Genomic DNA, 18,377 nt, shown 5'->3' with positions numbered 1-18,377 from the left:
CGCGATTCTCCCATTCGCGGGGCCACCGTACGACGTGGCCCCGCAAGGGGGCTCAGGTGCCTCCCGGGGGTCGCACCCCCAGGAGGCACAGCATCAGCCCAGCCGGAGGCCGCTGGTGGCGGAGAAGACGTGCAACTCTTCCGGGCGGATCCGCAGCCTCAGTGTGTCGCCCATGGCCGGTGTGTGGCGCGGGTCGACCCTGGCCACGATCGAGCTGCCCACCGCCGCGTCGTCCGCGGCGACCTTGCCGTACACGTACGCGTCCGAGCCGAGTTCCTCGACCAAATCGACCTTGACGTCGACACCACCGTCGTCCGACAGTTCCAACGATTCGGGCCGGAAGCCGAGGGTGACTTCACCACTGTCGGCGGCGGCGACGATGTCGCGGGACAACGGAACCGTGAGGCCACCGAGCGTCGCGCCGCCCTCGGTGAGGCGAGCGGGCGCGAGGTTCATCGCGGGCGAGCCGATGAACCCGGCGACGAACACGTTCTCGGGCCGGTCGTAGAGCGCACGGGGAGTGTCGCACTGCTGGAGCACGCCGTCCTTGAGCACCGCGACGCGGTCGCCCATGGTCATCGCCTCGATCTGGTCGTGCGTGACGTAGACCGTGGTGACGCCGAGGCGGCGCTGCAGAGCGGCGATCTGGGTACGCGTCGACACCCGCAGCTTCGCGTCCAGGTTGGACAGTGGCTCGTCCATCAGGAACACCCGCGGCTCACGTACGATCGCCCGGCCCATGGCCACCCGCTGCCGCTGACCGCCGGAAAGCGCTTTCGGCTTGCGGTCCAGATAGTCCTCCAGGTCCAGCAGCTTGGCGGCCTGCGCGACCCGCTCCTTGATCTCGTGCTTGGGCTTGCCCGCGATCTTCAGCGCGAATCCCATGTTCTGGGCCACGGTCATGTGCGGGTACAGCGCGTAGTTCTGGAACACCATCGCGATGTCCCGCGAGCGCGGCGGGAGCTGGGTGACGTCGCGATCACCGATCCACACCGAGCCCTCGTCGACGTCCTCCAGGCCCGCCAGCATCCGCAGGCTGGTCGACTTGCCACAGCCCGACGGCCCGACCAGGACCAGGAACTCGCCGTCTTCGATCTTCAGATCGAGGGCGTCGACCGCGGGACGGTCGGCGCCGGGGTACCGGCGGGACGCCTTGTCATAGGTGATCGTGGCCATCAGATGTCCTCTCGTGTTCGGGGAACGTGGTGAATGAGTTGGCGGATTTCGAGGTGTCGCCGCCGGACTTCGGCACCGGCGGTGGTGGTGCTCTCGTCGGGGTCCAGCACAACCTGGGTCCGCCGCGCCCACGCCGGTGGCTCCGCGCTCCCGGCGAGCGCCCAGGCGGCTTGGCGCGCGGCGCCGAGCGCGACGTGCTCGGCGGGTTCCGGCACCGAAACCGGCAGGCCGAACACGGCCGGCGCGACCGCGCGAACGGCTTCGGACTGGGCCGCCCCGCCGATCAGCAGTACCCGCCGCGCGGTCATGCCCTGCGCCCGCACCGCGTCGAGCCCGGCCGCCAGCCCGCACAGCATGCCCTCGACCGCTGCCCTGGCCAGGTTCTCCGGCGTCATGTTCGACCGCCGCATGCCGTGCAACGAACCGGTGGCATCGGGCAGGTTGGGCGTGCGCTCGCCGTCCAGGTACGGCAGCAGTGTGAGACCGTCCGCGCCCGGTTTCGCCGCGAGCGCGAGCCGGTCGAGCCCGGCCAGGCCGACGCCCAGCATCGCGGCGGTCGCGGTGAGCACCCTCGCCGCGTTGAGCGCGCAGGCCAGCGGCAGGAAACGGCCGGTGGCGTCGGCGAATCCGGCGACCTCACCGCTCGGGTCGGCGGCCGGGACCTCGGAGACTCCGAACACCGTGCCGCTGGTACCCAGCGAAACGATCACGTCGCCCTCGCCGAGCCCCAGCGCGAGCGCCGCGGCCATGTTGTCGCCGGTGCCCGCCGAGACCAGCAGCCCGTCCGGGGTCCCGCCCGCCGTCTCCGCCGGCTCCAGCACTCGCGGCAACTCGAGGCTGCGCCCGAACGCCCGCTCGAGGATGTCCCTGCGATAGACGTTCTTCACGGGCGAGAAATAGCCGGTACCGGACGCGTCGCCGCGGTCGGTGACCGCTTCCCCGGTCAGGCGCCAGGTCAGCCAGTCGTGCGGGAGCAGCACACTCGCCACGCGGGCGGCGAGTTCGGGCTCGTGCTCGGCCAGCCAGCGCAGCTTGGTCACGGTGAAGCTGGCCACCGGCACCGACCCGACCGCCTCGGTCCACGCCGTCGGGCCGCCCAGCTCCGCCACCAGGGCTTCCGCCGCCTCGGCCGAGCGAGTGTCGTTCCACAGCAACGCGGGGCGCACCACTTCCCCCGACTCGTCGAGGGCGACCATGCCGTGTTGCTGACCGCCGACGCCGATCGCCTGAACGCCCTCCAGAATGCCGTCGGTGGCCTCGGCGAACGCTTCCCACCACCGGCGCGGATCGACCTCGGTGGTGTCGGGATGTGAGGCACGACCCGTGCGCACGATCGCGCCGGTCTCCGCGTCGCACACGACGGCCTTTGTCGACTGTGTCGACGAGTCGACCCCGGCCACCAGTGGGTTTGTCATTCCGAACCGCCTCCGTCGCCCTCGTCGAACCCGCCCCGGGTCCGGCACAGCCTGACCTTGGTGTCGATGGCCTCCAACTCGTCGCCCGGCGTCTCGTCGTCGGTGATCAGCAGGTCGTAGTCGCTCACGTCGCCATAGGCGTAGGTCGCGGTCTTGCCGAACTTCGAGTGGTCCGCGAGGAGCACGTTCCGATCGGACACGCGAAGGGCCGAGGTCTTCAGTTCGGCGTACTCGCGGTCGGGGTGGAACAGGCGTCCGGAGGCGATCGCGGTCGCCGACACGAAACCGAGGTCTGCCCGCATCCGGCTCAGCGCGCTGATCGTGTCCGGACCGATACACGAGTCGAATTCCGTGTAGCGACCGCCGAGCATCAGCACCTCGACGTCCCTGGCGTCGCCCAGAATCCGTGCGACCTCGAGCGAGTTGGTGATCACGACCAACGGTCCGGACAGCTTCCGCGCCAAGGGAAAGACCGTGGTCGAGTCGTCGAGGAAAAGGGTCTGGCCGGTCCGCACCTCGCCGATCGCGAGATCGGCCAGCGCCTCCTTGTAGTTGACGTTCAGCGTCTCCCGGAACCGCTTCGCCGTTTCGATGGTCAGCGCCGGATACGCCTCGACACGCCCGCGAAGCTTGCGCACCAGACGCCGGTCGGCGAGGTCGTCGAGGTCGCGGTGCATGGTCATCAGGCTCACGCGGAACCGCTCGGTCAACTCGTCGATGCGCACTTCCTGGCGATCGATGACGAACCGCAGGATCTCCTGCCTGCGCTGCTCCACCTCGGCGTCGGACGGCCTAGGCACGGACCACCGCCTTGATCACCGAGTCGTCCTTGGCGGCGATGGTGAGCGCCAGCTCGACCTCGGACCGCCCGAACCGATGCGTCACCAGGCACTCCAGGTCCGCCTCTGCGTTCGCGGCCCGCGCGATGGCCGTCGGCCAGGTGTTGGCGTAGCGGAAGGTGCCGGTCAGCTCGATTTCGAAGCCCTGGACGTGGGCTGGCGGCAACGGGATCTCGTCACCGCCCATACCGATCGACACGGCCCGGCCTGCCCGCCCCAGCTTGCCGATGCCCTGCCCGGCCGCGACCGCCGCACCGGAGCATTCCAGCAGCACGTCGGGGTCGAAATCGGTGTCGGCGAGGCTTTCCCGGGACACATCGACGGTGGCGGTCGCGCCCAGTTCCCAGGCGACCCGCAGGTGACGTGCGTTCACGTCGGTCACCACGACCTCGGTGGCTCCGAACGCCCGTGCCGTCCGCGTCGCGGCCAGGCCGATCGGCCCGGCCCCGGTGATCAGCACCCGGCTGCCCGGCGCCACCCGGGACTTCCGGCACGCCCACACCCCGACCGAAAGCGGTTCCAGCAGGCTCGCGGCCTCGTCGCTGAGCGAATCCGGGACGGGGTGGGCGAAATCCTCGCGCAGCACGACGTATTCGCGGAAGGCGCCGTCGATCGGCGGGGTGCCGAAAAAACGCATCCGAGGACAAAGGTCGTACCGGCCGGCGGCGCACCGCGCACAGGTCGAGCACGGCACCCCGGGTTCGAGGGCGACCCGCTGCCCGATCTCGTGCCGCCACGCGTTCGCACCCCTGGCCACGATGACACCGCTCGGCTCGTGGCCCAGCACCAGCGGCTCTTCGACAACGAAGTCCCCGATCCGGCCGTGCTCGTAGGAGTGCACGTCCGAACCAGAGGTCCCGACGGCGAGCACGCGAATCAGCACCTCGTCCGGCCCCGGCACGGGCACCGGCCGCCGGTCCAGCCGGACATCACCGACGCCGTACGGCACCACGGTGTGCATCGTCTCAGGGATCATCGGGTCCTCCGGTATCACTTCCTACCAGAGAACCCGACCGGTGTTAACGGATAATTCGATAACTTATCCGGTATTACCTGGTAAGAACCTGTCGGAGCGCGGCGGGGATGGCGGCCAGCACCCCGGAAGCCGAGGTCGGCACGCCCCGCGCGGACAGTTCGCCCGCGAGTGCGTGGACGTAGGCCCCGGCGCCCGCGGCCAGCCACGGGTCCACACCACCGGCGAGAAGCGCGCCGATGATGCCCGAGAGGACATCCCCGGACCCCGCGGTGGCCAGCCACGAACCGTGGGCGACATTGACCAGGACCCGGCCGTCGGGCGCCGCGATCACGGTGCAGTGCCCCTTCAGCAACACGACGGCGTCGAACTTTCGGGCCGCCGCGCGCACCGCCGCCACCCGGTCCACCCCCGGTTCCTCGCCGGTCAGCCGGGCGAACTCACCGGCATGCGGGGTGAGCACCAGCGGCGTGCCGGGCTCCCTGGCATCCAGGACCTCCGGCTGGTGCGCCATCAGTGTGGTCGCGTCGGCGTCCGCACACACGGGCGCACCCGCGGCGAGCACATGCTCCAGCACGCCGCGGCCCTCCCGCCCGGTACCGATCCCCGGGCCGACCACCCAGGCCTGTACCCGTCCGGCGTCGGTCACCGAACCGGTCGCGACGACCTCGGGCCACTGCGCGCGCACCGCCTCCGCCGCCGGGCCCGCGTACCGCACCATGCCCGACGTGGCCCGCACCGCCGCGCCGGTCGCCAGCACCGCGGCGCCCGGATACGTGGCGGAGCCGGCGGCGATACCGGTCACGCCCTGGCTGTACTTGTTGTCCTCCGGGCCCGGAATCGGCCATGCCACCGCGACATCCGCCCCTTCCACGCGGCGCAGATCCGGGTCGGTGAGCGGCAGCCCGATGTCGATCAGCACGACCTCACCGCATCGTTCGGGGTTGAGCACGTGCACCGGCTTGAGCGCGCCGAAGGTGACCGTCCGGGCCGCCGCGATCGCGGGGCCGGACACGCTCCCGTTGTCCGGATCCACGCCGCTGGGCAGGTCGATCGCCAGCACCGGCGCGGTGATCCGCTCGGCGAGCTCGGCCGCGCCGGACCGCAGCGGCCCGCGGGCGGACAGCCCGACGATGCCGTCGATCACCAGGTCGGCGGCCTCGATCCAGCGCGGCCCGTCTTCGATTCCGACGACTCGCCCGCCCGCCTTGCGCAGCGCCGCGAGCCCCTCGGGATGCGCCTTCTCCGGCTTGAGCAGCACGGCCGTGACGCCCGCGCCCCGTTTACGCAGGAAGGCGCCCGCCCACAAGGCGTCACCGCCGTTGTTTCCCGCGCCGACCAGGAGCGTGATCCGGCTCCCCGAGACGTCGGGGCTCAGCATGCCGGCGGCCCGCACGGCGACCCCGAAGGCCGCGCGGCGCATGAGCACGCCCTCGGGCGTGACCGCGAGCAGCTTCTCCTCGGCCTCGCGTATCCGTTCGGTAGTCCAGATTCCCTCCACGAGGGTGTGTCTACTCCACGGTCACCGACTTCGCCAGATTGCGCGGTTTGTCGACGTCATAGCCCCGCGTACGGGCGATTTCGGCGGCCAGCACCTGCAGCGGCACGGTGGACACCAGTGGCTGCAGCAGCGTCGGCACCGCGGGGACCTCGACCAGCTCGTCGGCGAACGGGCGCACCGTGTCGTCGCCCTCCTCCGCGATGACGATGGTGCGGGCGCCACGGGCCTGGATCTCGCTGATGTTGGACACGAGCTTCGCGTGCAGTACCGCCCGCCCCTTCGGCGAGGGCATCACCACCACGACCGGCAGGCCGCTTTCGATCAGCGCGATCGGGCCGTGCTTCAACTCGCCCGCCGCGAAGCCCTCCGCGTGCATGTAGGCGAGTTCCTTCAGCTTGAGCGCGCCCTCGAGGGCGACCGGGAAACCGACGTGCCTGCCCAGGAACAGCACCGCCTTCGAATCGGCCATGTCCCTGCCCAGCATGCGCACCTGATCCACAGTGGACAGTACCTTGTGGACGGCGGCGGGCATGGCCTCCAGCTCGGCGAACTCGCGCGCCACCTCGTCCGGGTACTTCGTGCCGCGCGCCTGCGCCAACGCCAGCCCGACCAGGTAGTTCGCCGCGATCTGGGCGAGGAACGCCTTGGTCGAGGCGACTCCGATCTCCGGTCCGGCGTGTGTGTAGAGCACCGCGTCGGACTCGCGAGGGATCTGCGCGCCGTTGGTGTTGCACACCGCCAGCACCCGGGCCTTCTGCTCGCGGGCGTGGCGCACCGCTTCCAGCGTGTCCGCGGTCTCGCCGGACTGGGACACGGCGACCACCAGGGTGTCGCGGTCGAGCACCGGGTCCCGGTAACGGAACTCGCTGGCCAGCTCCACCTCCACGGGCAGTCGCGTCCAGTGCTCGATGGCGTACTTGGCGACCAGGCCCGAGTGGTAGGCCGACCCGCAGGCGACCACGAACACCTTGTCCACGTCGCGCAGGTCCTGGTCGGACAGCCGCTGCTCGTCGAGGATCACCCGGCCGTCGATGAAATGGCCGCGCAACGTGTTCGCCAGCGCCTCGGGCTGTTCCTCGATCTCCTTGAGCATGAAGTACTCGTGGCCGCCCTTCTCCGCGGCCGAGAGGTCCCAGTCCACGGTGAACGGCTTCGCCTGCGCCGGTTCCCCCGCGAAGTCGGTGACCTGGTACCCGTCGCGGGTGATCACCACAACCTGGTCCTGGCCCAGCTCCACCGCCTGTCGCGTGTGCTCGATGAACGCGGCGACGTCCGAAGCGACGAACGTTTCGCCGACGCCGACGCCGACCACCAGCGGCGACGACCGGCGGGCGGCCACGATCTCCGCCGGCCGGTCGGCGTGCGTCACGACCAGGGTGAACGCGCCTTCGAGGCGGCGGCAGACCGCTCGCACGCTGGCGGGCAGGTCACCCTGGGTGGGGCCGTCGTCGTAGGCGTGGGCGATCAGGTGCGCGGCGACCTCGGTGTCGGTGTCACTGGCCATCTCGGCCCCGGCCGCCTCCAGTTCGGCGCGCAGCACGGCGAAGTTCTCGATGATCCCGTTGTGCACCACGGCGACCCGCCCGGTGGGGTCGCGGTGCGGATGCGAGTTCCGGTCGACCGGGGCACCGTGGGTAGCCCACCGCGTATGCCCCATGCCAGCGGTCCCCGCGAACCTCTCGCGGCCCGTCACGTCGAGTTCGAGCTCCAGGTTCGCCAGCCTGCCCGCCTTGCGCTCGACGGTCAGCACGCCGGCGCCGTCGGCCACCGCGACCCCCGCCGAGTCATAGCCGCGGTACTCCATGCGCCGGAGCCCGCCCAGCACGACGTCAAGTGCCTGCCGGTGCCCGACATATCCCACGATTCCGCACACGGCCGCACAGCCTAACCGGCGAGTCCCCCTCTCCCGGCACCCGAGTTCCACCTTCGCGACGCCCGAGTTCGGCGTTCGCGGCGGCCGAGTTCCCCCGCCAGGACCGAGCGCCCCCACGTCTATGCTCTTCCGCATGGCCAGCAAGCCCAAGGCGCTGCTCGACGAACTGACGCATCCCGGCCCCCACGAAGTGCTGCGCGGCGACCTCGCGCTGGCCGGCCTGCCGGGCGTCGTGTTCACCCCGGCCACGGGCCGGGGCCTGCCCGCGGTCGCGTTCGGCCACGGCTGGCTCCAGCCGCCAGGACGCTACCGTGGCCTGCTGCACCACCTCGCGAGCTGGGGCATCGTCGCCGCCGCGCCCGCCACGCAGCGTGGCCCCCTGCCCTCACACCGGCTCTTCGCCGCCGACCTGTGCACGACGCTCGACGTGGTCACCGGGGTCCGGCTCGGCCCCGGGGCCATCAGCGTCGACCGGGGCAAGCTCGGCCTGGCCGGCCACTCCACCGGTGGCGGCGCCGCCGTGCTCGCCGCGGCGAGCGGGAAACAGCGGGTCAAGGCGGTCGCCACGGTGGCCGCGGCGCAGACCATCCCGCCCGCCACCGAGGCCGCCCGCACGCTCGCCATCCCAGGACTGCACCTGGCCGCCGAAGGCGATCTCGTCGCCCCCGCGGCCGGCAACGCCGAGGCGATCGCGAAGGCGTGGGCCGGTCCGGTGCAACTGCGGACGCTCGGGAAGTCGTCCCACCTGGCCGTCACCGAGGGCCGCCACTGGAGTCAGCGACTGCTGCACGGCAAGCCACGTTTCGGCACCCAGCGCCTGGTGCGCGCGCTGTTCACCGCGTTCTTCCTCACCCACCTCACCGGAACGACCACCTACCACCCGCTGCTGGACTCCGGTGTCAGGCACGCGGCCATCACGTTCGACCCCACCGCGGCTGCCTGACACGCTTTTACGTCAACCCGCGGCTGCCGAGCCGACCGTGCTTTTTCCCGATCGGGGGCAGCGGCACGGCGCGACCCGACACGGCAGGACCCGATCGCGGTCGCGCGAACTCGCGAAGCAACGAGCGGCTCAGTTCAGCCAGGTGTTGTTGGAGAAGTCCTCGTCGTCGAACTCCTCGTCACGGCGGGAGTGACGGCCGCGGCGAGGCGCCGGCGCCGCCGTGGACTCCGTCCGCTCGTGCGCGTTGCTCTGCGGGAACTTCGGCTCGTGGTGCTTCGGCTCGTCCTCCTCGATCCCGAAGCCCATCACGTTGTCCTTCGTCGCCAGCGTCTTCTCCGTCGCCCAGCCCCCGGCTTCCTTCTTGCGCCGGTTCAGCTCCGCCATGTGGTCGGCGTAGCGCACCGCCGAGTCGACTTCCTTCTGGAACGCCGCCTTGGCCTTCGCCTCGGTCTCCGCCAGCCGGCGTTCGGTGAGCTCCCGCCGGTCCCGCTGCTCACGGGCCGCGGACTCGATCGTGTCCAGCGCCCGGCGAAGCCTCTCGTCCGCGCTCAAAGCCGGACCTCCCGGTCTCCTTCGTCGTCGAGCGAACCGCTGATCCGGCCGCCCGCCCCACTGGTGTTGAAGATGCCGCCGTCCACGCGGTAGGCCCGCGAACCGCGTTCGGTGTCCTCGCCACCGCCTCCCGCGCCCATGCCGCCCATCCCACCCATCATGCCGCTCATCATGCCCATGCCGCCGGACCCGGACGTGGCGGCGCCGAAGCCGCTCGCGCCGAGGGCGGCCTGGTGGCTCGCCGGGTCGTTCGGGGACGGGGCGACCCCGACCGCGGCCGCATGCGCGGACTGGTCGACGCCCGTTTGCGGGCCCGCTTGCAGCGACCCGGCGTCACCGAGGAAGCCCGAGTCGCCGCCGGCCGCGCCGGTCCCGGGGTCGGAGAACAGTCCGCCCGCGTGGCTGTCGGAGAAGAAACCGCCCGTGGCATTGGCGGGAGTGGTCTGCCCTGTGTCGGTCCCGGCGGCAACCGGTTCGGCACCGGCCGCGCCGGGCACGGTGCCATCGGCCATCGCGACCGCGGGCTGGGCCGCGGCGCCGCCCGTGGCCGACGCCGCGGGGTCGGCGGGGTGGTCGATGTCGATCCCGCCGGGCGCGGTGAATCCACTGCTCTGCTGCGCTGTGGGGGCCCCCGCGGCGTGCTCGGGTCCGGTGGTCGCCCCCTGAACGGGCTGACCAGGTGTCGCCGTCCCCGCCGTCTTGGCGTCGTCCCCGCCGAGGGTGTACGTCGTCGGCTTGCCCGTGCCGTCGTCGACGGTGACCACGGTGGGACCGTCGGGACCCTGCGGGCGTTCCGCGGTGATCTTGAGGTTGCCGTCCTCGATGTGGATCTTGCCGTCGGGGCCGGGGGTGTAGGTCTTCTCGCCGGTCTGGTGAGCGGGATCCGCGGGGGCGCCGTCCTGGCCGGTCTTGCCGTCGCCCCAGTCCAGCTTGTAGTCCTTGGCGTTGCCGTGCCCGTCGTCGACCTTGATGTCCATCTTGCCCTGCTTGTCCGGCTCGGACATCTCGATCTTGTTGTCGCCCTGCTGGACTGTCACCGTCTCCGGTTGGCCGGAGTCCTTGATCGCTTCTCCGGTCTTCGGGTCGATCGGGTACGGCTCGCCTGTCTCCGGGTTGATCTCGAGCGGCTTACCCGTGAGCGGGTTGGTGCCCTGCTCGGCCTCCTTCTTCGCCGCCTCGGCGACCGCCGCCGGGTCCTGGGTGCCGGGGGTGGGCGTGGAAGGCATCGAGCCGCCGCCTCCGCTCGGCATGGCGCCACCGCCACCGCCGCTCCCCCCACCGCCGGTGCCGCCACCGCCACCGTTGCCGGTGCCCCCGTCCCCGGACGGCCTGGTCGATGGATCACCGGTCTGGGCCGATTCGGTGAATTCGTTGTGGTAGCCCTTCATGTAGTCGGAAAGGGCACCCAGTTGCTGCTCGACGGTGGTGTGCGCGGTTTCGCAGTAGTTGTCGAACGCGTCGATGAGACCCTGGAACTCCGGCGTGAACGAACCCGCGACCCATTTGGCGCAGAGGTCGTAGGCGTAGTCCCGGTTCTCGTCGTTCAGCCCGCAGTCGTCATCCTGCAGTCGCTCATAAAGATTACTGCCGCAGCAACTGTCGACCCAGTGCGCCACATCAAGCAGATCGGACTTTTCGTCGGTTTCCTTGCGAGCGATCTTGATGACCTTGTTCGCCGTTTCCAGCGTCGCCTGGGCGACCGTCGTCCGGTACAGGCCGAGCACCGAGTCGACCTTGGTCTTCACCGCGTTGAACACCGCGGTCGCGGTCTGCGGAACGAGCTTGGCCGCGCCGTCGATCTGGTCCTGCAGTTTCTTGTGGTCCGGCTGGATGGTCTCTTCGAACTTGACCCGCGCCGCGTTCGCGCCCTGCCCCTTCCATTCCCCGAACAAGGTGTCGAGTTCGGTCTTGGCCTTGGCCATCGTGTCGTCGTTGACCTTGTGCGCGCTGGTCAGGTCGTCGGCATCGGCGAAAAGTTTTCCGAAATTGATGTTCCGGTCCCGGTTGTACCGGCCCCAGATCTCCTTCATGTAGTCGAGCGTGCCGCCGGACGGCCGCTTGTTCCAGATCTGGTCGATCCACTGACACAGGAAGTCGCAGGCCGGCTTTCCCTGGTCGAGCAGTTCGTTGGAATTCTGGGCACCGGTGCCGCCCGCGGCCGGCGGAGATGTTCCGTCCAGCGTCGTCTTCGCCTTGTCCCTGGCGTCGGTGGCCTGTTTCTCCTGTGCCAGACCGGCGTCCATGTCGGCCTTGGCGTCGTCATAAGCGCTCTGCATATCGCCGAAAAGAAGCGCCTGCATCAGGCGGTCCTTCTTTTCCTGGGGGACGTACTGGCTGTCGAGGACGGCCTGGATCTCTTTCTGGGACGGCATCAGGCACCAGCCCGCCGAGTAGCCGCGGCGGTGTCGCTCTCGGCCGCCTGGTAGCTCTTGCCCGCGCTACCGATACCCCCGCCGAGATTGGTCAACGCCGTGGAGAATCCCTTCATCGCGGCGGCGATCTCGTCGAAGCCCGCCTTGTACCCGTCGAAATGCGTCTGGTGCCCGTCGCCGAAGTCCCCCGCCGCCAGCTTGGTCGGCGCGACCTTCGACGCTTCCTGCACCGGCGCGTCGGCAGCCTGCTCCAGACGCGCCTGCGCCCGCATCATCGATTCACTGCTTGTCGCATAGCCAGCGCCCGACATGGTCGCCGCCCCCTTCGTCCGCGGTACCGGGTTGCCTGTCCCTCAGACGCGCCAAACCACCCGTCCGTGCCGTCGCATCCGCACCGAATCTACCGAGCACCTACCCTGGCACGCAGCGGCTTTGCCCGCTTTGCATACCCAAATGGTCCGGTCAAGGTCGCTCGGCCGCGCGCCGCTCAAGCGCTTCCGAGACCACCGCCTCGACCCCGCGCAGGTCGGTAAGCCGATAAAGCTGGTCGATGTCCAGCAGCACGTCGAAGTGGGTTTCGACGGTCGCCAGCAGGCGCACGCGCATGGTCGAGCTCATGCCGAACTCGTCGAACGGCGTCGACTCGTCGACTTCCGTGGGATCGAGCGCGAGCAACTCACACACGATTCCCTTGATTTCGGCCGCGAGCGCGTTCACCTTGCCCCCTTCACCGGTCCGCATTGTACGTTGGCGCGGTGGCCTTCCCGGAGCCAGACGTCACGGTGGTGAGCGGCCGCAAGGCGTGCGCCGAGGCCCTGCGGAACCTGAGTTCGAATCCCAGCCCCGAACCGCAAACCGCGAACCTGCTCTTCATGGACGGGCAAGCGCACTCCCGCCTCCGCATGGTGGTCCGCCGGATCATCGCCGGCCTGGAACCACTTTCCGGGCCGCTCCTGGGCCAGATCGAGAGCCTGGTGGCCGAACTTGCCGAACGTGATGAGTTCGATCTCGCCGCCGACTTCGCCAGGCCGGTGGCCGCCGCGGTCATGGCCGCGCTCCTCGGTGCCCGGCAGCCGATCACCGGCGCGGTCCTCGCCGACATCGAGGCCGTCACCTCGAACCTCGACGTCTGGTTCGGAACAGCCGGCGCCGACACGGCCGCCTTCCGGCTCGCCACCTTCTTCGTGAGAGCCGAACCGGTGCCGGGCGGCGGCCTCTCCGTCCTGCGGGAAGCAGCCACGACGGGCGAGATCACCGGGGACCAAGCCCTGGTCACGCCGGTCATGCTCGCGCACGCGGCCTACGAGAACTCGCTCAACTTCCTCGCGCTCGCTGGACTACGCCTGGCCACCGACGCCGAGCTCGCGACCGGGCTGCGAAAGACCCCGCCCATGCCGATCGTCCGCCGCCTGGCCGACGAGATCGCCCCGGCCAGACTCGTGATGCGCCGCGCGGCCGAGCCCACGGAGCTGCCCGGTCTCGCCGTCCCGGCCGGACGAAAGGTGGCCGTGCGGCTGGGCCCCGGGATGGGACCGGCGTTCGGTCTCGGCCCGCACGCCTGCCCTGGCACCGCGATCGCGCTGGCCGAAGCGGAAACCGCGTTACCGGCACTCGCCCGAGCCCTGTCCGGTGAGCACACCGTCCAAGACGTCCGATGGAAAGGGCATCCCGTTTTTCACGGTCTCGAGCGGGCGGTCGTGGTTCAGCGCGGACAGTAGGGGTTTTGAGGCCGGCCGCCCCACTGGCCCGGACCCGGCGGGTTGAGCGTGACGACGGGCCGCCGCGGCTACGAAATGGTCGAGACCACGTCGGCCAGCCGGTCGGCGGCGTCCTGCGCGATGTCCTCCGTGGGCGCCTCGACCATCACCCGCACCAGCTGCTCGGTCCCGGACGGCCGGAGCAGCACCCGGCCCTTCCCGCCGAGCTTGGTCTCCACGGCGTCCACCGCGTCGCGGACCGCCTCCGACTCCACGACCGCGGTCTTGTCGGCGACCCGCACGTTCACCAGTACCTGCGGCAGCCGCCGCATCACCGCGGCCAGTTCCGCCAGCGGCTTCCCGGTTTCGGCCACCCGGCTCATCAGGCGCAACGCGGTGAGCAGGCCGTCGCCGGTGGTGGCCAGAGCCGGGAACACGACATGCCCCGACTGCTCGCCGCCCAGCGCGTACCCACCGGCGCGCAACTCCTCGAGCACGTACCGGTCGCCGACCGCGGTGGTGCGCAGCCGCACGCCGTGCTCACGCATCGCCAGGTGGAGTCCGAGGTTGCTCATCACCGTGGTTACCAGCGTGTCATGGGTCAACTCACCCGACTCGGCCATGGCGAGCGCCAGCACTGCCATGATCTGGTCACCGTCGACCACCGCGCCGGACGCGTCGACGGCAAGGCACCGGTCCGCGTCGCCGTCGTGCGCGACACCGAGATCAGCGCGGTGTTCGGCCACCGCGGCCTGGAGCTGGTCGAGATGGGTCGAGCCGCAGCCCTCGTTGATATTGATCCCGTCCGGCTCGGCGTGGATCGCGATGACCTCGGCGCCCGCCTTCCGGTACACCTCCGGCGCGGCGAGGAAAGCCGCTCCGTTCGCGCAGTCGACGACGATGCGCAGGCCCGTCAACGGATGCGGGGTGGCCGCGAGCAGGTGCTCGGAATAGCGGTCCACCGCGTCGTCGACGTCGGAAACGCGGCCGATTCCGGCGGCGGTCGGGCGCGCTGCACCGGCGGTCAGGCCCGCTTCGATCTCGTCCTCGATGCCGTCGGGAAGCTTGTGGCCACCGGCCGCGAAGAGCTTGATCCCGTTGTCCGGCATCGGATTGTGCGAGGCGGAGATCATCACGCCGAGATCGGCGCCCAGCGTGGCGACCAGGTACGCGACCGCGGGGGTCGGCTGCACCCCGACCCGCAGCACGTCCGCGCCCGCCGAAGCGAGCCCGGCCACGACGGCCGCCTCCAACATCTCGCCGCTGGCCCGCGGATCCCGGCCGACCACGGCCACCGGCCGGTGCGAACGATCACGCGCGGCGAGCACGCGGGCGGCGCTGGCCGCGACGGACAACGCCAGCTCCGGGGTCAGATCCCCATTGGCGAGGCCACGAACGCCGTCGGTGCCGAACAGGCGAGCCATCTCATCCTCTCCAGTGTTCGTTGCGATTCCGCGCCCTCTCGCGAGGATGCGCATGGTCACGCCAACCTAGCGGCCACCCGCCACGACCGTAGCTGGGGGCTTGCCCCCGGGCCGTGTCGGAGAAAGCAGAAGGCGCCCATCCGGCGGATGGGCGCCTTCTGCTGAGACTAGCTGATCAGCGCTTGCTGTACTGCGGAGCCTTGCGGGCCTTCTTGAGACCGTACTTCTTGCGCTCGGTGGCACGGGCGTCCCGGGTGAGGAAGCCGGCCTTCTTGAGCGCGGGACGGTCGTCGGCGTCGACCTCGACGAGCGCGCGGGCGATCGCCAGGCGCAGCGCGCCGGCCTGGCCGGAGGTGCCGCCGCCCTTGAGGTTGCCGAAGACGTCGAACGCCTCGGGCTTCTCCACGGTCACCAGTGGCTCACGGATGAGCTGCTGGTGGACCTTGTTCGGGAAGTACTCCTCGAGGCTGCGGCCGTTGAGCTTGAACTGGCCGGTGCCGGGAACGAGCCGGACGCGGACGACGGCCTCCTTGCGGCGGCCGACGGTCTGGGCCGAGCCACCGGCGGCACGCGACGGCTTGGGGGCGGCCGGCGTCTCGCTGGTCGCCGCGACACCGTCGACGGCCTCGACCTCGGTCTCAGTCTCGGTGCTGGTCACGAACGTTTCCTCACTCACTGGGCGACCTGCGCGATCTTGCTGATCTGGTACGGCTGCGGCTGCTGCGCGGCGTGCGGGTGCTGCGGGCCGGCGTAGACCTTGAGCTTCTTGGCCTGGGCGCGGCCGAGCTTGTTCTTCGGCAGCATGCCCTTGACGACCTTCTCCAGCAGTCGCTCGGGCCGGGTCTCCAGCAGCTCGCCGAACGAGCGCTTACGCAGACCACCGGGGTAGCCGCTGTGCCGGTAGGCGAACTTCTGCTCGCGCTTGTTACCGGTGAGCGCGACCTTCTCGGCGTTCACGATGATGACGAAGTCACCGGTGTCGGTGTGCGGGGCGAACGTCGGCTTGTGCTTGCCGCGCAGCAGCGTGGCGACCTCGGTCGCGAGCCGGCCGAGCACGACATCCTCGGCATCGATCACGTGCCAGGCACGGGTGATATCGCCAGGCTTGGGGCTGTACGTGGGCAAGGGTCTACCTCGTCGTCAACATCGCTTGTGGGGTCGTGTGCGGGCCTAACGCCGGACGCGCCGCAACGCACAACGAGTTACGAAGATACCCGCCCGCTCCGAAGGCCCGCAAAGCGGGGGTCCCCTGGTGATCCTCATACTAGGGTGACGCGCGTGAGCTGGGAACCAATCTTGGCACGTCCGCGCGCCCGAACCAGGCTAACCGCGCTACTGGCGTGTCTCAGCCTTGCCGCGACGGCGTGCGGCAGCGCCAAGGCGGGCACCGCCGTGCCCAACGGCGACGAGGCGGCCGCCTATGTGAGCGCCAAGTTCGCGGACAAGCTCAAGTCCCTCGCCGGGCAGTTCAACGGCAACGCGGCGCGCAAGAGCGTGCAGGACACCTTCGCCCGCTTCGACAGCAGGAAGATCAACAGCACGATCACCGCCATCCAGCTCGGCGACCCACCTGCCCGGCTGTCGAAGAACCACTCGAATCTGGATTCCAACGAGTACCTCGACTCCTACCATCCGGCGAACAGCCCGGTCGAATACCTGCTACTCGGACCCGTCTACGCCAGCCTCGCGCCCACGCACTGGGTCTCCACGCCCTACACCGCCGGAGACCTGAACGAGTGCTACTGGTCCGGCGCGCAGGACGTCTGCAAGATGCTTCAGGCGGTGTCCGACTCTATCGATGGTGGCAAGGTCGATGGTGGCAAGGCGGCCAAGAGCGCGAACAGCCTCCCCGGCGGCGCGGTGGAGCTCACCGCGGAGGTCACCCTCAGCGCCTTCCTCGACAACCGGGTCATCGTGTTCCCCGACTCGATCTCCAGCCAGTTCGACGCCTCGATGAAGAGCCGGCCACTGCAGACCAAGATCACCCTGGATGCCGACGGGAAGCTCACCGATTTGAAGATGTCCGGCAGGATCGACGGCGACGGCCATCAACTGGAGATCAACATCCACTACCGGCTCGACGGGGTACCGACGGACAACGACCTGCCGAAGGTGCCGGCCGCGTCCGAGGTCACCGCGCTGACGGACAGCGCGGCGGTCAGCGACTTCTACGCCCGCATGGGCGAACTCCAGGGGCGGTGACCGCGATGACCCAGCCCCCGAGCCAGCAGCCCGGATGGTGGCCGCCGACCGGGCCCCGGCAGGCCGCCGGATCCCAGCCCCACCCCGCCGGCCCCCCGCCGCCATGGCAGACGCCCGCGCCGCAGTGGCAACAGCCCGGCGCGTGGCAACCCCCACCCGGGGGCGGGGTCTGGGGGTCGCATCCCCGGACGGCGGAGCCAGCAAGCGTTTACCGCGGATTCGACGCGTTCGGCGGAGGCAAGCGGAAGCGGAGCGGGAAGCCGTGGATCATCGGCGCCGTGGTGCTGGTGGTGCTGGCCGGCGGCGGAGTCGCCGCCTGGCGCTCCGGCGTGTTCTCCGGCGACACTCTCGACCAGCGGTCCATACAGGACGGTGTGGTGAAGGTACTGCGCGAGGATTTCGGGGAAAGTGACGTGCGAAACGTCCAGTGTCCGTCTCGTCAACCGGTCAAGACCGGTATTACGTTCGAATGCTCGGCACTGGTCGGCGGACAGCCGAAGAAGGTGACCATCCGGGTGCTCAACGAACAGGCGCAGTTCGAGGTGGGCGCGCCCCGGTAGTCCACAACGGAAAGTGCCCCACCTCAAATCCGAGATGGGGCACTTTCGCGGTAGGCACTCAGCCACCGAACATCTTGGTGATGCCCTGGTCGGTGCTCTGGTACGCCTCCGAGATCTGCGGCAGGGCCGTGGCGATACGCGCGAGGAGCGCGTTCAATTCCTCGAGCGCCCGGTTCCACTCGTCCTGGCGCTGCTGCCACGCCGTCTGCGCTTCACCCGTCCAGCTCCCGGTGAGCGGGGCGATCTGCGACTTGAGGTTTTCGAACAGGGACTCGACCTGACCACCGGCCGTCTTGCAGGCGCTGGCCGCCTCCTCGATTGTCGCGTAACTGACCTTGATCGCGTCGGACATTGGTTCCCTCCGTTTTCGTCAAAGAAGCTTGGCGGTGATGATGGCTTACAGACCTTCAAGGGCCTGCTGCAGGCCACTGAGCTGCGAGTTGACGTCCTGCTCCTGGGTGTCGTACTGGACACCGGAGGACTTGAGCATCTCGGCGATGTGCTCGAGCGCCTGGTTCAGCTTCACCGACTTCTCGTTGAAGGCCTCCATCACCTGGTTGAACACCAGCGCGGCGGGACCCTGCCAGCCGTCACGGGTGGCCTCGATCTCGCTCCGCAGCTTGTTCAGCTGAGAGTCCATCTCCTGCTTGGTGTTGTTGACCTTCTGGTGGGCGTCGGCGAAATCGGCCGGTGTCCCTGTAAAACCGCCTGCCATGAGGAGCTACCCCCTTCGTTAGTGGTGGTGGCCGAACTCGTTTGTTCGTACGGCCCTACGACGGAAACCTTGCCATGGCCGGTTCCCCCATGTCCCGGATTGTCCCCAAGTAGTTGCGAGAGTGAACGCCTACCT

Annotated in this window: 19 protein-coding genes; 4 read left to right on the top strand and 15 right to left on the bottom strand. The window is 69.8% G+C overall.

The genetic code is table 11. The features are described from left to right. Window positions 1-93 precede the first annotated feature (93 nt). From VJT49_RS30705 to glmS, 6 genes are all read right to left on the bottom strand, one after another. Window positions 94-1,176 (bottom strand): sn-glycerol-3-phosphate ABC transporter ATP-binding protein UgpC, encoded by a 1,083-nt coding sequence (locus VJT49_RS30705; RefSeq protein ID WP_324168463.1) that lies wholly within the window; start codon window positions 1,174-1,176, stop codon window positions 94-96. After that, on the bottom strand, window positions 1,176-2,591 hold the full coding sequence (gene xylB / locus VJT49_RS30700; protein WP_324168462.1) for a xylulokinase: 1,416 nt from the start codon (window positions 2,589-2,591) through the stop codon (window positions 1,176-1,178). Before xylB ends, VJT49_RS30705 begins: the two co-directional genes overlap by 1 nt. Beyond that, window positions 2,588-3,391 (bottom strand): DeoR/GlpR family DNA-binding transcription regulator, encoded by an 804-nt coding sequence (locus tag VJT49_RS30695; RefSeq protein ID WP_324168461.1) that lies wholly within the window; start codon window positions 3,389-3,391, stop codon window positions 2,588-2,590. Before VJT49_RS30695 ends, xylB begins: the two co-directional genes overlap by 4 nt. Continuing rightward, the gene (locus tag VJT49_RS30690; protein ID WP_324168460.1) at window positions 3,384-4,406 is read right to left on the bottom strand and encodes an NAD(P)-dependent alcohol dehydrogenase; all 1,023 of its coding nucleotides are present in this window, start codon (window positions 4,404-4,406) and stop codon (window positions 3,384-3,386) included. Before VJT49_RS30690 ends, VJT49_RS30695 begins: the two co-directional genes overlap by 8 nt. 73 nt (window positions 4,407-4,479) lie before the next feature. Then, a complete protein-coding gene (locus VJT49_RS30685; RefSeq protein ID WP_324168459.1) occupies window positions 4,480-5,904 on the bottom strand; it encodes an NAD(P)H-hydrate dehydratase in 1,425 nt (474 codons plus the stop codon). A gap of 10 nt (window positions 5,905-5,914) precedes the next feature. Then, entirely contained in the window at window positions 5,915-7,777 is a 1,863-nt protein-coding gene (gene glmS, locus VJT49_RS30680) for a glutamine--fructose-6-phosphate transaminase (isomerizing) (RefSeq protein WP_324168458.1), read from the bottom strand. Between the two features lie 133 nt (window positions 7,778-7,910). On the opposite strand from glmS, the gene VJT49_RS30675 reads away from it, so the two are divergent. After that, complete coding sequence (locus VJT49_RS30675; protein ID WP_324168457.1) at window positions 7,911-8,720, top strand: chlorophyllase/cutinase-like alpha/beta fold protein; 810 nt, start codon at window positions 7,911-7,913, stop codon at window positions 8,718-8,720. Window positions 8,721-8,849: 129 nt separating this feature from the next. Here VJT49_RS30675 and VJT49_RS30670 read toward each other — a convergent pair whose 3' ends face one another. The 4 genes from VJT49_RS30670 to VJT49_RS30655 form a co-directional block, all read right to left on the bottom strand. Next, window positions 8,850-9,272, bottom strand: coding sequence for a hypothetical protein (locus tag VJT49_RS30670; protein WP_324168456.1), 423 nt, complete (start codon window positions 9,270-9,272; stop codon window positions 8,850-8,852). Then, window positions 9,269-11,644 carry a hypothetical protein gene (locus tag VJT49_RS30665; protein WP_324168455.1) on the bottom strand — a complete coding sequence of 792 codons (2,376 nt, stop codon included), beginning with the start codon at window positions 11,642-11,644 and terminating at the stop codon, window positions 9,269-9,271. The genes VJT49_RS30670 and VJT49_RS30665 overlap by 4 nt, the downstream gene beginning before the upstream one ends. Beyond that, window positions 11,644-11,919, bottom strand: coding sequence for a hypothetical protein (locus tag VJT49_RS30660; RefSeq protein WP_324168454.1), 276 nt, complete (start codon window positions 11,917-11,919; stop codon window positions 11,644-11,646). Before VJT49_RS30660 ends, VJT49_RS30665 begins: the two co-directional genes overlap by 1 nt. Before the next feature lie 187 nt (window positions 11,920-12,106). After that, window positions 12,107-12,361 (bottom strand): acyl carrier protein, encoded by a 255-nt coding sequence (locus VJT49_RS30655; RefSeq protein WP_324168453.1) that lies wholly within the window; start codon window positions 12,359-12,361, stop codon window positions 12,107-12,109. A gap of 38 nt (window positions 12,362-12,399) precedes the next feature. Here VJT49_RS30655 and VJT49_RS30650 point away from each other — a divergent pair, with 38 nt between their 5' ends. Further along, window positions 12,400-13,362 (top strand): cytochrome P450, encoded by a 963-nt coding sequence (locus tag VJT49_RS30650; RefSeq protein WP_324168452.1) that lies wholly within the window; start codon window positions 12,400-12,402, stop codon window positions 13,360-13,362. A gap of 68 nt (window positions 13,363-13,430) precedes the next feature. On the opposite strand, the gene glmM is transcribed toward VJT49_RS30650, so the two are convergent. The 3 genes from glmM to rplM all read right to left on the bottom strand — a co-directional run bounded on the left by glmM (window position 13,431) and on the right by rplM (window position 15,890). Next, window positions 13,431-14,765: a phosphoglucosamine mutase gene (glmM, locus tag VJT49_RS30645; protein ID WP_324168451.1), complete on the bottom strand. Its 1,335-nt coding sequence runs from the start codon at window positions 14,763-14,765 to the stop codon at window positions 13,431-13,433. A 175-nt stretch (window positions 14,766-14,940) separates the two neighbouring features. Then, a complete protein-coding gene (rpsI, locus tag VJT49_RS30640) occupies window positions 14,941-15,423 on the bottom strand; it encodes a 30S ribosomal protein S9 (protein WP_324168450.1) in 483 nt (160 codons plus the stop codon). A gap of 14 nt (window positions 15,424-15,437) precedes the next feature. Beyond that, window positions 15,438-15,890, bottom strand: coding sequence for a 50S ribosomal protein L13 (gene rplM, locus VJT49_RS30635; RefSeq protein ID WP_324168449.1), 453 nt, complete (start codon window positions 15,888-15,890; stop codon window positions 15,438-15,440). A gap of 153 nt (window positions 15,891-16,043) precedes the next feature. Here rplM and VJT49_RS30630 point away from each other — a divergent pair, with 153 nt between their 5' ends. Both VJT49_RS30630 and VJT49_RS30625 read left to right on the top strand, forming a co-directional pair. Beyond that, window positions 16,044-16,967 (top strand): hypothetical protein, encoded by a 924-nt coding sequence (locus VJT49_RS30630; RefSeq protein ID WP_324168448.1) that lies wholly within the window; start codon window positions 16,044-16,046, stop codon window positions 16,965-16,967. Window positions 16,968-16,972: 5 nt separating this feature from the next. Next, complete coding sequence (locus VJT49_RS30625; protein WP_324168447.1) at window positions 16,973-17,527, top strand: DUF4333 domain-containing protein; 555 nt, start codon at window positions 16,973-16,975, stop codon at window positions 17,525-17,527. Window positions 17,528-17,585: 58 nt separating this feature from the next. On the opposite strand, the gene VJT49_RS30620 is transcribed toward VJT49_RS30625, so the two are convergent. Next, window positions 17,586-17,879: a WXG100 family type VII secretion target gene (locus tag VJT49_RS30620; RefSeq protein WP_324168446.1), complete on the bottom strand. Its 294-nt coding sequence runs from the start codon at window positions 17,877-17,879 to the stop codon at window positions 17,586-17,588. Window positions 17,880-17,924: 45 nt separating this feature from the next. After that, window positions 17,925-18,242 (bottom strand): WXG100 family type VII secretion target, encoded by a 318-nt coding sequence (locus tag VJT49_RS30615; protein WP_324168445.1) that lies wholly within the window; start codon window positions 18,240-18,242, stop codon window positions 17,925-17,927. Window positions 18,243-18,377: the final 135 nt, after the last annotated feature.

The sequence above is a fragment of the Amycolatopsis sp. genome (assembly GCF_035276945.1).
In the GTDB taxonomy this organism is placed as follows: domain Bacteria; phylum Actinomycetota; class Actinomycetes; order Mycobacteriales; family Pseudonocardiaceae; genus Amycolatopsis_E.
Note: the sequence above shows the minus strand (reverse complement) of the source record. Positions and strands in the feature narration are given on the sequence as shown.